Source organism: Stenotrophomonas maltophilia (assembly GCF_900186865.1).
GTDB lineage: Bacteria > Pseudomonadota > Gammaproteobacteria > Xanthomonadales > Xanthomonadaceae > Stenotrophomonas > Stenotrophomonas maltophilia.
Genome location: NZ_LT906480.1, coordinates 166,106 through 179,213 on the forward strand (window position 1 = coordinate 166,106; position 13,108 = coordinate 179,213).

Annotated in this window: 9 protein-coding genes and 1 riboswitch; of the genes, 1 reads left to right on the forward strand and 8 read right to left on the reverse strand. The window is 67.7% G+C overall.

Annotation, left to right across the window (positions count from 1 at the left end):
• Positions 1-150: 150 nt before the first annotated feature.
• The 7 genes from pnuC to CKW06_RS00810 form a co-directional block, all read right to left on the reverse strand.
• A complete protein-coding gene (gene pnuC, locus CKW06_RS00780; protein WP_024956293.1) occupies positions 151-720 on the reverse strand; it encodes a nicotinamide riboside transporter PnuC in 570 nt (189 codons plus the stop codon).
• An 8-nt stretch (positions 721-728) separates the two neighbouring features.
• Positions 729-2,918 carry a TonB-dependent receptor gene (locus CKW06_RS00785; RefSeq protein WP_024956294.1) on the reverse strand — a complete coding sequence of 730 codons (2,190 nt, stop codon included), beginning with the start codon at positions 2,916-2,918 and terminating at the stop codon, positions 729-731.
• A gap of 71 nt (positions 2,919-2,989) precedes the next feature.
• A riboswitch (TPP riboswitch) is annotated at positions 2,990-3,085 on the reverse strand.
• Positions 3,086-3,208: 123 nt separating this feature from the next.
• Positions 3,209-4,333 (reverse strand): phosphotransferase enzyme family protein, encoded by a 1,125-nt coding sequence (locus tag CKW06_RS00790; protein ID WP_024956295.1) that lies wholly within the window; start codon positions 4,331-4,333, stop codon positions 3,209-3,211.
• A gap of 125 nt (positions 4,334-4,458) precedes the next feature.
• Entirely contained in the window at positions 4,459-4,866 is a 408-nt protein-coding gene (locus CKW06_RS00795; RefSeq protein WP_014645533.1) for a glycine zipper 2TM domain-containing protein, read from the reverse strand.
• A 245-nt stretch (positions 4,867-5,111) separates the two neighbouring features.
• The gene (locus CKW06_RS00800; protein WP_024956296.1) at positions 5,112-7,103 is read right to left on the reverse strand and encodes a peptidoglycan-binding protein; all 1,992 of its coding nucleotides are present in this window, start codon (positions 7,101-7,103) and stop codon (positions 5,112-5,114) included.
• A gap of 112 nt (positions 7,104-7,215) precedes the next feature.
• The gene (locus CKW06_RS00805; RefSeq protein WP_005407619.1) at positions 7,216-7,986 is read right to left on the reverse strand and encodes a hypothetical protein; all 771 of its coding nucleotides are present in this window, start codon (positions 7,984-7,986) and stop codon (positions 7,216-7,218) included.
• Between the two features lie 378 nt (positions 7,987-8,364).
• Complete coding sequence (locus CKW06_RS00810) at positions 8,365-9,003, reverse strand: response regulator (protein WP_005407620.1); 639 nt, start codon at positions 9,001-9,003, stop codon at positions 8,365-8,367.
• 75 nt (positions 9,004-9,078) lie between these two features.
• On the opposite strand from CKW06_RS00810, the gene CKW06_RS00815 reads away from it, so the two are divergent.
• The gene (locus tag CKW06_RS00815) at positions 9,079-12,678 is read left to right on the forward strand and encodes an ATP-binding protein (protein WP_024956297.1); all 3,600 of its coding nucleotides are present in this window, start codon (positions 9,079-9,081) and stop codon (positions 12,676-12,678) included.
• On the opposite strand, the gene CKW06_RS00820 is transcribed toward CKW06_RS00815, so the two are convergent.
• Positions 12,672-13,073 carry a c-type cytochrome gene (locus CKW06_RS00820; protein ID WP_005407622.1) on the reverse strand — a complete coding sequence of 134 codons (402 nt, stop codon included), beginning with the start codon at positions 13,071-13,073 and terminating at the stop codon, positions 12,672-12,674. The two genes, CKW06_RS00815 and CKW06_RS00820, sit on opposite strands and share 7 nt — an antisense overlap.
• Between the last annotated feature and the right edge of the window lie 35 nt (positions 13,074-13,108).

Genomic DNA, 13,108 nt, shown 5'->3' on the forward strand with positions numbered 1-13,108 from the left:
ACGCCGGGCTCTCGGCACCCAAGGTGCCAGATTGGCAAGAGATAAGATCCACGCCATGCGTGGATGTTCTGGGTAGATGCCGACCTTGGTCGGCACGCACGCCAACCAAGGTTGGCGACTACCGGTGGCCCAGCCACGTATGGCGTGGCTCTACCGGGTTGCCACCTGTGGCTCGCGAGCGGCGGCGCTCCATGCGCGCAGGCCGAACACGGCCAGGCCGAGGAAGAACACGTACAGCGCGGCGGTCACGTGCAGCGACTTGAACAGGTACGCACCCACATAGACCACGTCCACTGCGATCCACACCCACCAGCAGGCCACGTGGCGGCGTGCCTGCCACCATTGCCCGACCAGGCTCAGACCGGTCAGCAGCGCATCCAACCACGGCAGGGCAGCGTCGGTGAAGCTGTGCATGGCCGCACCCAGCGCCACGCCACCGCACAGGCCGATGGACAGGTCGCGCAGCAGCGTGCCGCGCGCCAGCGGCACGATGCGGATGCTGCCCTCATCGGCGGCATGCTGTCGCCAGTTGAGCCAGCCATAGACCAGGAAACCACCGAAGGCGACCTGCAGCAGGGTGTCCGAGTACAGCTTGGCCTCGGCGAACACCAGGCCATACAGCGCCACCGACAGCAGGCCCACCGGCCACGCCGCCAGCCGGCGCCGGGCCATCAGCCAGACGCCGAGGATGCTGCACAGTGCGGCGGTCCACTCGAGCATCACGCCGCTCACAGCGCGAACGTCACCGACAGGCGGGCCTGTCGCGGTGCGCCGGGGAACAGGTAGTAGTCACCGCCGCTGCTGCCGGTATCGCGCCAGTAGAAGCGGTTGAACACGTTGTCCACCGACAGGTTCCAGGTCACTGCGCGCTCGCGCAGGCGATGCTGGAAACGCAGGCCAGCGTCGAACACTGAATAGTCGGGTGCGCGCACGCCACCGTCGGCGCGGGCCACGTTGGCACCGGCATAGCGCCAGCCGCCGGTCACGTCCAGGCCCTGCACGAACGGCAGCGCATAGGCCAGGTGCACGCTGGCGCGCACCTTCGGCACGTTCACCAGCTGATGGCCTTCATAGGCCGGCGTGCCGGTGTCGCGCGCGCGCGCCTGCAGCACGCTGGCGCTGGCCACGATCTGCAGCGCATCGGTCAGCTGGCCGTTGGCGGTCAGCTCCAGGCCGGTGTGGGTCTGCGTGCCTTCCTCGACGAAGGTGTAGCCGACGTCGCTGCTGTCCGGCTTGGCGTACTGGTGCGGCTGCGAAATGCGGAACACGGCCGCGCCCAGGGTCAGCGCTTCGACCGGCACGTACTTCACGCCCACTTCCAGCTGCCGCGACTGCACGGACGGCAGGAAGGTGTCGGCGTTGCTGGTCCAGAACGGCGCTTCCTGGCCCAGCGAAATGCCGCGCACGTAGCTGGCATAGGCATTGAGCTGGTCGGTGGCCTTCCACACCACCGCGGTCTGCGGCAGGAAGCGCGACAGGCGGCTGTGCCGCTGCGGGGTGCCACGCTTGTCGTAGGCGCGCTCATCGAGGCGCACGAAGCGGCCACCGGCCAGCCACTGCCAGTCATCGCCGAAGCTGATCCGGTCCAGCGCGAAGAACGCGGTCTGGCGGCTGTCCAGGCGACGTGCGGACGGTCCCGGCATCTTCGGCGACGGCGCGAATACCGGCACCGGTGCTTCGTGGATGTTGCTGGTGCCGACGTACTCGTTGACGCTCGGGCGCTTGTCCACGGTGCGGCGGAAGTAGTCGGCACCGACGGTCAGCTCATGGCCGACGCTGCCGGTCTCGAAGCGGCCACGCAGCTCGGCACGGGCCTGCTGGTTGCGGCGGGTGTCGTCCGGGCTGCGGTAGTCGTAGACGTCATAGTCGCCGTTGGGCGCGAAGTAGTTGCCTGGCACGCTGCCATCGGCGCACTGCACGGCGTAGTAGCAGCCGTAGGCGAAGGCGACGTTGTCATCGATCACCGAACGGCTGTGGCCGACCGAGACGCGCGACTGCCAGGCCTCGTTGAAGTCGTAGGTATGCAGCGCGGTGATGTTGGTGCTGGCGATATCCACCGGGCGCTGCCACGGCTGGTAACCCAGCAGGTGTTCGCGGTCGACGCCACGCGGCAGGTCGCGTGCGCCCAGCAGCTGGTAGCCGGACACCGAACGCTGCGAGCTGGTCTGGTAGTTGGCATCCACTTCCAGCTTGCCGCGCTCGCCAATGAGCCAGTCGGCGGCCAGCGAGTAGAAGTTGCGGCGGCCATCGGCGTGCTCGACGTAGGAATTGCTGGAATCCCAGGCGGCATTCAGGCGCAGGCCGAAACGCGGGGTGATCCAGTGGCCGACATCGACGGCGACGTAGCGCGAGCCTTCCGAATCGGTACCGAGCGTGGCGGTGCGCACTTCGGCCGGGCGCTTGCCGATGTAGTTGATGATGCCGCCCGGCGCCATCACGCCTGCGGCCAGGCCGGCTTCACCCTTGAGGATCTCCACCGACTGCACGTTCTCCAGCGCCAGGCGCTGTTCGCCGGCGATGGACAGGCCGTTGAAGCGGTAGCCGGTGGCGGCGTCCAGGGCGAAGCCACGGATGGCGATGTTCTGGTAGTAACCCACCGGCGCATACGCATCACCCAGCGAGGCATCGTTGCTGGCCAGCTCGGACAGCGAACGCACCTGGCGACGGTCGAGGTATTCGCGCTCAAGCACGTTCACCGAGGCCGGCGTGTCCTTCCAGCTGCCGCCACCGAAGGCGTTCACGTGTGAGGTATCGGCCTTCGGTTTGCCGGCCTGCACGCGTACCGCCGCCAGTTCGGTGGGCGAGCGCTCGGCGCCGGTGGTAGCCGCATCAGGGGACGCATCGGCCTCGCTGGCGTGCAGTGGCAGCGCGGCGCAGAGGGCGAGGGAGAGCAGGGTGGGGCGCAGGCAGCGGTTCATTCGGTTCGTCTTCGGACAACAAGGGAGACGAAGCGACGGCGCGCAGGTGCACAGGGCCCATGATGGGGGTGTGGCCGCGGCTCAAAGCTCCCTACGCCGGTGCAAACCGGATCAGGTTCCAAGGGACTCTCTCAGCCTGGCAGATCCAGGCACCCCCGCTTCAGGTGACCATTTCACTACAAATGGTACGGATTTGCGAGCCGGCGTCCTTCAGGCTGCGGGGTCCAGGCTGCGGGGTCAGATCCCTTTCCGCAGGAAAGGGACCTGATCCCAATGGTGCGCCAACCGGGTCACGCCGCCGCGTGCAGCGCCTGCAGCAGTGCCTGTCCCGGCGCGCTGTGGAACCACGCCGGATGCCCCAGCATGAAGGGCTGCCATGCGACGTCGGCATTGGCGGTCGAGCCGGTGACGCCTTCGAAGTACTCCACTTCGGACAGTGCGAAGTCGAAATGAACCATCGGCAGCAGGTCGGCCAGCAGGTGCACGCGTGCCGCCGACAGCGGCAGCACCTGGCGGTAGCCGTCGAGCAGGGCCAGCGCGATATCGATGCGCACCGCCTCCATGCCGCGCTCCAGTTCCAGCCACGCCACCGCGTTGCGCTCGATCGCCGTGGCGAGGTCGAACAGCGCACTGGTGGGCGAGGCCAGGCCAAAATCCAGCACGGTACTGATCTGCCCATCGCGCCACAGCAGGTTGGAAACGTGCCAGTCGTTGTGCGCCCACAACCGTGGCTCATCGCGCAGGCGCTCGGCCAGGCCGGCATGCCACGGCAGCACGTCGCGCTGCAGCTGCGCTTCCCATGGAATGCGCGCGAGATAGCGGGCCAGCCCGGGACGCTCGTGCAGCCCTGCCTTGATGGCCGCGATCGGATCGTCGGCACGGATCAGATCGTCGCGCGCGACCAGCACATGGGTGCCGCGTTGGGGCGCGTGGTAGCTGGCGGCGGCCCGGTGCAGCTGCGCGAGTGTGCGCCCGGCTTCGCGGGCCTGCGCGACATCGGTCAGCAGCGACCACGACACGGCGTCGCGGTACAGGTCCTCGCCGACGCCGATCGCATGCAGCTCGAACGTCCATTCGCCATGTTCGGCCGCAGTGTGGCCATCGGCCGCTGGCAGCACCTGCACCACCGGTACGCCCGCTGCGGCGAGATGGGCGATGAAGTGGTGCTCTTCTTCCAGGCAGGCCGCACTGCGCACGCTGTGGTGATGGCGCTTGACGAACACCGCTCCGTTCGCGCCGTTGACGATGGCGGCGGCCGACAGCGGCCGCGGGCTGTGCCAGCGCGGTTGGCTGCGCTCGTCCAGCTGCGGGTAGTGCTGGCGCAGCCACGCGATGTCCGCCGCGCTGATCGGTGGCCAGTCGGCAGCGACCTCGTCGTTGTTGAGGCCCTGCACGCGGTGGGAGGAAGAAGTCATGCCGCAGCCCCAGTGGGGAAAGTCACATCCAAGGCTGCGCATTCAACGCCATGCACGCGGCCAACGCAAACGGGCGGGTCATCGACCCGCCCGTCCGGGCATCGGCATGGGAGATGCCGCGCTGCTTACCAGCCGCGATGGCGACCGCGGTCGTGGTAGTAGCGGTTGTCGTAGTAGCGCTCGCGTTGCCAGCGACGGTCATCACCGCGGTCGTAGTAGCCGCTGCGGTAGTAGCCACGGTCGTAACGGCGATCGTAGCGGTCGTCGTAACGGCGATTGTCGTAGTAACGGCGGTCGCGGCGGTCGGAGGTGGTCAGGTTGCCGATCGCGCCGCCGGCCACGGCGCCGCCGACGGTGGCAGCGGGATCGCCGTTGGAGAGCAGGTTGCCGGCCACGCCACCGACCACGGCGCCGACCAGGGTGCGCTTGTCCTTCCTCGACATCGCGCTGGCATCGCTGACCACGGCGACACCGGCCACCAGTGCCAGGGCCATCGCCAGACCACGGAAGCTGAGTGTGGAAGTACTGAGCATGTTCGTTCTCCTGTGAGGTGCATGCCACGCTGGGCAGGGAGGGCGCGGGCGCCCCGGCTGCCGTGGAGACCACGCTGACGTTCCAACATTGCCGGAACATTGCCTCGTCCACCGTGCGGCTTGCGCATTCATCTAGCGGCAGGCGGCATGAAGCAAGGCTGAAAGCGGCCTCGGCCGCTCAGCTGGCAGAAAGGGAAAAGGCCACGCGGACGTGGCCCTCCCTTCTCTGCCAAGGCGTTGCGGGCTTAGACGCCCATCGCCTTCTGTGCCTGCCGGGCCTGCTCCTGCTGGGCGTCCTGCTGCTGGTGCAGCACGTTCGGCGCGCCCTGCACGGCACCGCTGCTGAGCGCCAGGCTCTGCTCGCTGGCCGCACGGGTGTCCACCGCCACGCGGCTGGCGGCGGGGTCGCCGATCGTGCCCTGCACGGCAAACAGGCGCTCACCGTTCGGGCTCGGCACCACCGTGTCGATGCGCTGCAGGCCGGCAGCATGCGCCTCCTTGGTCAGGGCCGCGGCGGCGCTTTCCAGCGCGTGGCGATCCTTGAAGGTGCCGGCCGGCAACAGTTCCAGACCCTTGCTGGCCTGGATGAAGAGCGGATTGCGCGGGTGCCGTTCGTCGTTCAGCAGCGGGCGCTCGCGGGCTTCCTTGATGGCCTCCAGCGTCTTCGCCCCGACAATGCCGTCGGCCACCAGGCCGTTGTCCTTCTGCAGCTGGCGCACCGCCGCGTCGGTGTTGCGGCCGAAGCGGCCATCCTCGACCAGCGGCTTGCCGTCGGCACCGACGTAGCCCAGGTGGCCCAGCTGTTCCTGCACTTTGCGCACGCCTTCGCTGTGCGCGCCCTGCTTGTACAGTTCGGCGTGCGGCGTGGCAGCGGCCTTGTGCTCGGCGGCAGGCTTGCCCTGGGTCTGCTCGTGCGACGGGGTGCGGTTTTCCAGCAGGTCGCGCGCCTTGGACAGCGGATCGGAGGCGTACAGCTTCCAGTTCGGGTGGTCCTTCACCTGCTTGAGGTAGTCCTCGACCGGCATGGTGTGCACGCCCTTGCTGCCGGAGGACTGGCTGATCAGCAGCTTGTCGGTGTTGGGGTCGCGCACCACCATCACGATGTGGTCGATGCCGTTCCAGTGCTCGTGGCGGGTCCTGGCCGTATCCAGACCGATGATCATGCCTTCCTTCAGCGCACCGGGCTTGAGGATCGCGTCGCGGTCAAGCAGCACGCCGGACTGGTCGAATGCCTTGCGCACGATGCCGCCGGAACCGAGGTTGCCCAGGTCGATGCGATCGGCCTTGCTGAAGACCGCATGCCCGGCCTTCTGGTTGATCTCGTCCATGGTGCGGTTCTGCAGCGTGCCGACCCAGCCGGAGCAGTCGATGTAACCCTGCTCCACGTTCTTGCCGGTCTTGCCCGGTACGTACAGCGCGTGACCCGGAATGTTGATGGCGTACTTCACGTGGTCGTACTTCACGCCGGCCTCGTAGGCGGCGTGCAGTTCGATGCCCGGCTTCGGCGCGGTGGCCGCCGCTGCGGTTGCCGCCAGCGTGGCTGCACCCGCCGCCACGGCTGCGCTGGCCTGTGCAGGCGCTGCCGGGGCCTGGCTTTGGCCCGGCGCCACTGTCTGCGGGGCGATGTTCTTTTCCGGAATGCTGATCGCCGCGTACTTGTGGATGTAGTAGCTGGAGAACGTCCGCGCCAGGTCGCCATCGTTCATGCCGCGCATCTCGGCCAGGGTGTGGCCGGTCAGCGCTTTGGCATCGGAACCGATCTGGTTGAGCACGTTGCGGCGCATGTTGATCTCTTCGCCGTGGCCGTTGCGGACCACGCCGAAGGTGCCGGTGGCAATCGCGGTCTGCACCGAGCCATAGCCGGCGCTGCCCTGCTGGTGGGCCAGGTACAGGTCCAGGCCGGTCGGCGTACTGCCTCCGGACAGGTACGGGTGGCCGGTGCGCTCGTTGCGGCGTGCCATCGAGTCCAGGTTGTCCTGGTACATCTTTGCGGCCGCTTCGGTGTTGCGGGTCGGGTCGAACTCGTGGCCGGTCAGGTGGTACTGGCGCGCGGAGCCGGGCACGAACTGGAACAGGCCCTTGGCGCCGGACGAGGTGTTGTGGGCGCGCTCGTTGAAGGTGCCGCCGGTCTCGATGTGCGCGAAGCGCATGAAGTCATCGACCGGAAGGCCTTTCTGCCGGGCGACCTGCTCGACGATGTCCAGGACTTCCTTTCTGCTGTAGTCATGCTGTGCCATGACGTTTTCCTCGGGGTTGATGGAGCGGCGCATGCCGCGAATCGCCAACCGGACTCATCCGTGAGTCAAGAACATGTCGGTCAACAGGAAACCCGCGCGTGGGCGGGTGCTATCAGGGCGCGACGTACTGCTGGGTCGCGCTGTCGAAGGTGTAGTGCACGGCGTCGCCGGCACCCAGCGCACGGGTCTTGCCGGGGCCTTCGATGGTGGTGCCCTTGAAGGTCACGGTCAGTCGCGGCAGGCCGTTGCCGTCGGCAGCGAAGGCCAGTTCGCCATCGCTGTCGGTGCAGGGCATTACGTTGCCTTCGTCGCAGGCGGCGCTGTTGTCCTCGCCCGTACGCACCGAGCCGACATAGCGCCAGACCTTGCTGTCCACGTCGTCTTCGCTGCGCTTGGGGTTGAACAGCAGCAGTGCATAGCCGGTGCTGCTGATGCCGCGGTCGAAGCTGCTGGTCGGCACCGCCAGCAGCAGGCGACCGTCGGCGGTGCGATGTTCAAGCGGCTTGCGCCGGGTATCGACATCGTCGGCCTTGTCGTACGCGCCCAGCGCGCCGATGGTCCATTCCTGGCCACGGAACTTCCATGGCTTCTTCGCGTCGGCGCCGGCCAGCACGAAAGTGGCCTCGGCCAGGTTGGCGCGATCATCCGGGCCAGCCGGCGACTGCTCGCCCGGCTTGCCGTAGTGCTCGCGGGTATCCCAGGAGAAACCCGTGTAATACGTGGTGCCATCGAGGGTGAAGGTGTGGCCGAACCAGAAGGTCGCCACGCTGCCGTTCTGGACCTCGTAGGAGGTCGCGCCATCACCGTCCACCTGGTAGGTGAAATACATGACGGTCGGCGCGTCGGGCGGGGTGACGGCGGTATCGGGAGAGGTGTTCTGCATCGGGGCAACATCCTGTCGGGGCGCATCGGCAGCCTGCACGGGAGCGCCAGGCTGGGAGGACGAGGGGGCCGGATCGGCGGCGCTGCAGGCCGCAGCGGAAAGAGAGACGAGCAGGCACGCCGCGAATGCGCGCAGGGGCCGCAACGGCAGGGTCCAACATGGCTCGGGGGGGTGATGCATGCGCCTCTCCATGGTCAGCGTTGCCGGGCCAGACGGCCGGCAGGAAACCGCACCCCATCCACCTGGGACGGGAGCGAGGACATGAGCCGGTCGATTCCTTCGACCTCGCATTGAAAACCCATGCCGGGTCATCTTGGCACAGAACGGCGGCCGGTCAAAGAGGGCGGTGACAGATGCCCTTACAGTGTGATCTGGTTCTCAGATCTTGCCGTCGCGCAGGTAGTCGAACAATTCGGCGTCGCCCTTCAGGCCCAGTTTGAGCATGGCGTCGCCTTTCTGCCGGCTGATGGTGCTGACGCTCTTGTGCAGCTGCAGCGAGATCTCCTTCACCGTCATGCCGGTGCCGAGCAGCCGCAGCACTTCCACCTCGCGTGGCGACAACGGCTTGCCGTCGCCCTCGCGCATGCGCCAGCTGCCCGCAGCCTCGACCCGCTCACGCAGGCTCCGGCTGATGTAGGGCTGGCCCCGATAGACCGCCTGGATGGCCTGCGGCAGTTCGTCCATCGACGAGCTCTTGTCGACCAGGCCGAGCACGCCGCTGTCGAGCACCATGCGCAGGATCGCCAGGTTGTTGGAGACGCTGAGCATCAGCACCGGCAGGTCGGGGAAGCGGCGGCGGATCATGCCGATCATGGCGAAGCCGTCGGCCTGTGGGCTGCCCGGCATGGAATAGTCGGTCACCAGCAGGTCGCAGGGTTGGCTGCCGAGCAGGGCCATCAGCGCCTGCGCGCTGTCAGCCTCGCCGACCACGCGGCCGACCCCGCTCGATTCGATGACGGCGCGGGTACCGATACGGACCACAGGGTGGTCGTCTGCGATGATGATGCGCAAGCTCATTGCTCTAGTATGGCCACCGGGCAAGCCGGGCCGCGACCATCGCGGCCCTGTCAGGATTCTAGGAGATCGACGCCGATGCGTAGCTGGGCTGTTCGCGGGCTGGTCCTGCTGCTGGCCGTGCTGGTGCTGCCCGTGGCGCTGGCACAGGCTGTGCCTGGGCTGTTGCCGCTCAGTCCCCTGCAGCGCGAGTACCTCGCCGCCCATCCAAGCATCGTCGTGGGCCAGTATGACAGCGGCTGGCCGCCGTTCGAGTCCCTCCGTGATGGCCAGCAGGTTGGCCTGGGTCCGGATTATCTGTCGCTTCTCGCCCGTCAGCTGGGTGTGAAGGTCGAGGCGAGGCGTTATTCCGACTGGACATCCGTGCTGGATGCGGCCTGTCGTGGCGAGATCGACGTGGTAATGAATGTCGGTCTCAGTGCCGACCGCACCCAGTGCATGGTCTATACCGCTGCCTATGGCGAGGCGCCGTTGGCGCTGGTGGGGAGGCCGGGCGATCTGCGTGCTTCGAACATGCCCGACCTGGACGGATTGCGGGTGGTCATCGAGCAGGATTTCCTGACCGGACCGCAGGTGCGGGCACGTTTCCCGCGTGCGGTGCAGCTTGTCGCAAACAGCTCGTTGGCTGCGCTGCAGATGGTCAGAGACGACAAAGCTGATGTCTACATAGGCAATGCCTACGTTGCCACCGAACTGATCGCACGCCAGCACCTGCAGGGTGTCGTCCTGCTGCGTCCGAGCGACCTGCCTCCCGAACGGATGCACTTCGGCGTTCCCAACAGCAAGCAACCGCTGGCCGAAGCGCTGGACCTGGCGCTGGCCGCGACCAGCCAGGCCCAGCGCGATGCACTGGCACAACGCTGGCTGCCCCTGCCGCAGTGGTCGGCATCGGCGCAGCTGGCGCTCAGCCAGGCCGAGAAGCGGGTTCTGCAACAGCCGTTGAAGATCGGCTTCGCGCCGAACGCCGCCCCATTGTCGTTCGCCGACGAGGATGGCAGGCCCAGCGGCCTGGCCAGCGAGTACCTGGCGCGGCTGATGCAGGCCGGTGCCAACCTGCAGGCGCAGAACAGCCATGACTGGTACGAGGTGCGCGAGAAGGCGCGCCGCGGCGAGCTGCAGGCGGTGATGGGCATTCCGGTCGATTCGCACTATCTGGGCCCGGACTGGGTGTACAGCCAACCCTTCATCAGCGTGCCGAACGTGATCGTCAGCCGCCACGACAGCCCGGCGCTGCTGGGCCTGTCCGACCTCCAGGACAAGCGCGTACTGCTGTCGGATCCGGAGCGCGTACGCGGTTACGTGCTGCAGCAGGCGCCGCAGGCCAGGATCGTCGCCGCGCGCAGCGCCGAACAGGCCATGCAACGCCTGATCGATGGTGAGGCCGACGCCTACGTGGGCAATCTGGCCCTGGTCGACCACCTGCTGCGCACGCGTTTCCCGGGGCGCCTGCAGGTTGCCGCGCCCGCGGGCTTCAACGACCAGCTGGCACTGGCCGTGGAGCGCCGGCATGCGGCGCTCGCCACGACCTTCGATCGCTTGCTGCTGCAGATGACGCCACGCGAGCGCGAAGCGCTGCGCGGCGACTGGCTGGCGGTGGAGTACCACAACGGCATCGACTGGCGAAGCACGCTGCGCTGGGGTGTACCGCTGCTGCTGGTGCTGCTGACCGCGCTGCTGGTGCATGGCATCGGCTACTGGCGCCTGCGCCGCGAGGTGGCCGGGCGCCGCCAGCTGGAGCAGCGCCTGGCCGAAGTGACCGACAACCTGCCTGCCGTGGTCTACCAGGCCCGTCGCGAGGTTGATGGCACGCTCCGCTTCCCGTTCATTGCCGGTGACCTCCAGGCGCTGTTCGGGATCACCCGGCAGCAGGCTGAGCAGGACGCCACGATGTTGCTGGAACGCGTCGAAGAGGACGATCGCGCGCGCATCCTGCAGGCGGTCGAACAGGCCGCGCACCAGTTCGCACCGCTCATGCTGGAATTCCGCCTGCGGGGCAATGGAGCAGGCCCGCGCTGGGTGCGCACCCAGGCGCAACCCTATGCCGCCGAAGCCGGTGTGGTGACCTGGAGTGGCTACTGGGTGGATGCCAGCGAGGCTCGTGCACAAGCGGATGCCCTGACCGCAGCCAAGGCCGAGGCCGAGCAGGCGGCCGAAGCGAAATCCCGCTTCCTGGCCACCATGAGCCATGAGATCCGCACGCCGATGAGTGGCGTGCTGGGGATGCTGGAAGTGCTGGCGCACTCACCGCTGGATGCAGAGCAGAAACGCATCCTTGGCGTGATCGAGGATTCGGCGCAGATGCTCCGGCAGATCCTTGACGACATCCTTGACTACTCGCGGCTGGAGGCCAACGCATTGCGGCTGGAGCCGGTACCGCAGCCGCTGCGGCCGTTGCTGGAAAGCGTGTGCCGGTTGTTGTCGGCGCAGGCCAGCGCACGTGGGCTGGACCTGCACGTGCAGATCGATCCGCAGCTGGCAGCCGCGCACGAAGTGGATGGCGTGCGCCTGCGCCAGATCGTGTTCAACCTGCTCAGCAACGCCATCAAGTTCACCGTGCGCGGCGAAGTGCGGCTGCAGCTGGAAGTGCTGGGGCCGACCGCCGAAGACGGCAGCCAGCCGCTGTGCCTGAGCGTCACCGATACCGGCATCGGCATCGCACCGGAACAGTTGCAGCACCTGTTTGCGCCGTTCACCCAGGCCGGTGCGTACATCCAGCGCGACCATGGTGGAACCGGCCTGGGCCTGAGCATCTGCCAGCGCCTGGTGCAGATGATGGACGGCGAGCTGGAACTGCACAGCACGCTGGGCGAGGGCACCCGCGCCGAGGTGCGGCTGTCGCTGGTGGAAGCCGGCAGCAGTGATGTTGAAGCGCTGGTCGCCGAGCAGGAACAGGCGGCGCTGCTGCCGCCCGCACTGCGCCAGGCACGCGTGCTGGTGATCGAAGATCATCCGACCAACCAGGCGATGATGGCCTGGCGGCTGCAGCAGCTGGGTGTACCACATGTGCTGGTCGGCGATGGCCAGCAGGGGCTGGATCGCCTGGCATCGGAGCACTTTGATCTGGTCATTACCGATTGCCGGATGCCGGTACTGGATGGTTTCGCCTTCACCCGCCTGCTGCGCGAACGCGAAGGCCGCAACGGCCAGCCGCGGCTGACCGTACTGGCGCTGACCGCCAGCGTGCTGGACGACGATGCACGTCGTTGCCGTGAAGCCGGGATGGATGAGGTGCTGGCCAAGCCATTGTCATTGGCGACACTGCGCGCGGCACTGCTGCGCTGGTTGCCGCAGGCGCAGGGGCAACGGTTCGAGGAGCCGCTGGCCGAGTCCGCTGCCGTCGATGACAGGACGCTGCCCGATCTGGACAGCCTGCAGCGGCGCTTCGGCTCACGTGCGGTGGCCGAGCAGTTGCGCGACAGCCTGCTGCAGGCCAGTGCAGGTGACCTGGCCGCTGTGCAGCGCGCGCTGGAGGCCGGCGACCGTGAGGCTGCCGCGCTGCACCTGCATCGCCAGGCCGGTGGCTTGGGCGCGGTGGGAGCGACGGTGCTGGCTGCGCAGGCCAATGCCCTGGTCGAGCGCCTGCAGGATGCGGCCGAGACCGATCCGGTGCCCTTGTTCACCGCGGTGGCGGCATTCGTGGCGCGGCTGCAACAGCAGTTGCAGCGCCTGGCTCACTGAGCCGACTGCTGCTGCAGGTAGGCGATCACCAGCGCACGGCGTTCGGCGCTGGGGAAGGCGTTGTACATGCGTGTGCCCGGTACAACATGGGTGGGTGACTGCAGGAACGCATCCAGGGTCTGCGCGGACCAGGTGATGTCGGCGCGGCGCATGCCGTCGGAATAGCCGTAGTCGGGCAGGCTGCCGGCGCGACGGCCGATCACGCCGTGCAGGTTCGGGCCGAAGCGGTGGATGCCGCCAGGCTGCACGGTGTGGCAGCCGGCACACAACTCGAACGCGCGTTGCATGGCCTGCTGCTGCGCCTGTTCCGGCGTGGCGGGCGCTGCAGGCGGGCGCTGGCAGGCCGTGGCGGCCAGGGCCACGGCAACAGCGATGAGCAGGAATGATGCACGCATGGGCGGGCAGGATAGCGGTGCGTGGCAAGCGACGG

Excerpts from the sequence above, each read along its gene's own strand:
- pnuC (WP_024956293.1), bottom strand. The coding sequence starts at position 720 with ATGCTCGAGTGGACCGCCGCACTGTGCAGCATCCTCGGCGTCTGGCTG.
- CKW06_RS00820 (WP_005407622.1), bottom strand. The coding sequence starts at position 13,073 with ATGCGTGCATCATTCCTGCTCATCGCTGTTGCCGTGGCCCTGGCCGCC.
- CKW06_RS00785 (WP_024956294.1), bottom strand. The coding sequence starts at position 2,918 with ATGAACCGCTGCCTGCGCCCCACCCTGCTCTCCCTCGCCCTCTGCGCC.
- CKW06_RS00810 (WP_005407620.1), bottom strand. The coding sequence starts at position 9,003 with ATGAGCTTGCGCATCATCATCGCAGACGACCACCCTGTGGTCCGTATC.
- CKW06_RS00805 (WP_005407619.1), bottom strand. The coding sequence starts at position 7,986 with ATGCAGAACACCTCTCCCGATACCGCCGTCACCCCGCCCGACGCGCCG.
- CKW06_RS00815 (WP_024956297.1), top strand. The coding sequence starts at position 9,079 with ATGCGTAGCTGGGCTGTTCGCGGGCTGGTCCTGCTGCTGGCCGTGCTG.
- CKW06_RS00800 (WP_024956296.1), bottom strand. The coding sequence starts at position 7,103 with ATGGCACAGCATGACTACAGCAGAAAGGAAGTCCTGGACATCGTCGAG.
- CKW06_RS00790 (WP_024956295.1), bottom strand. The coding sequence starts at position 4,333 with ATGACTTCTTCCTCCCACCGCGTGCAGGGCCTCAACAACGACGAGGTC.
- CKW06_RS00795 (WP_014645533.1), bottom strand. The coding sequence starts at position 4,866 with ATGCTCAGTACTTCCACACTCAGCTTCCGTGGTCTGGCGATGGCCCTG.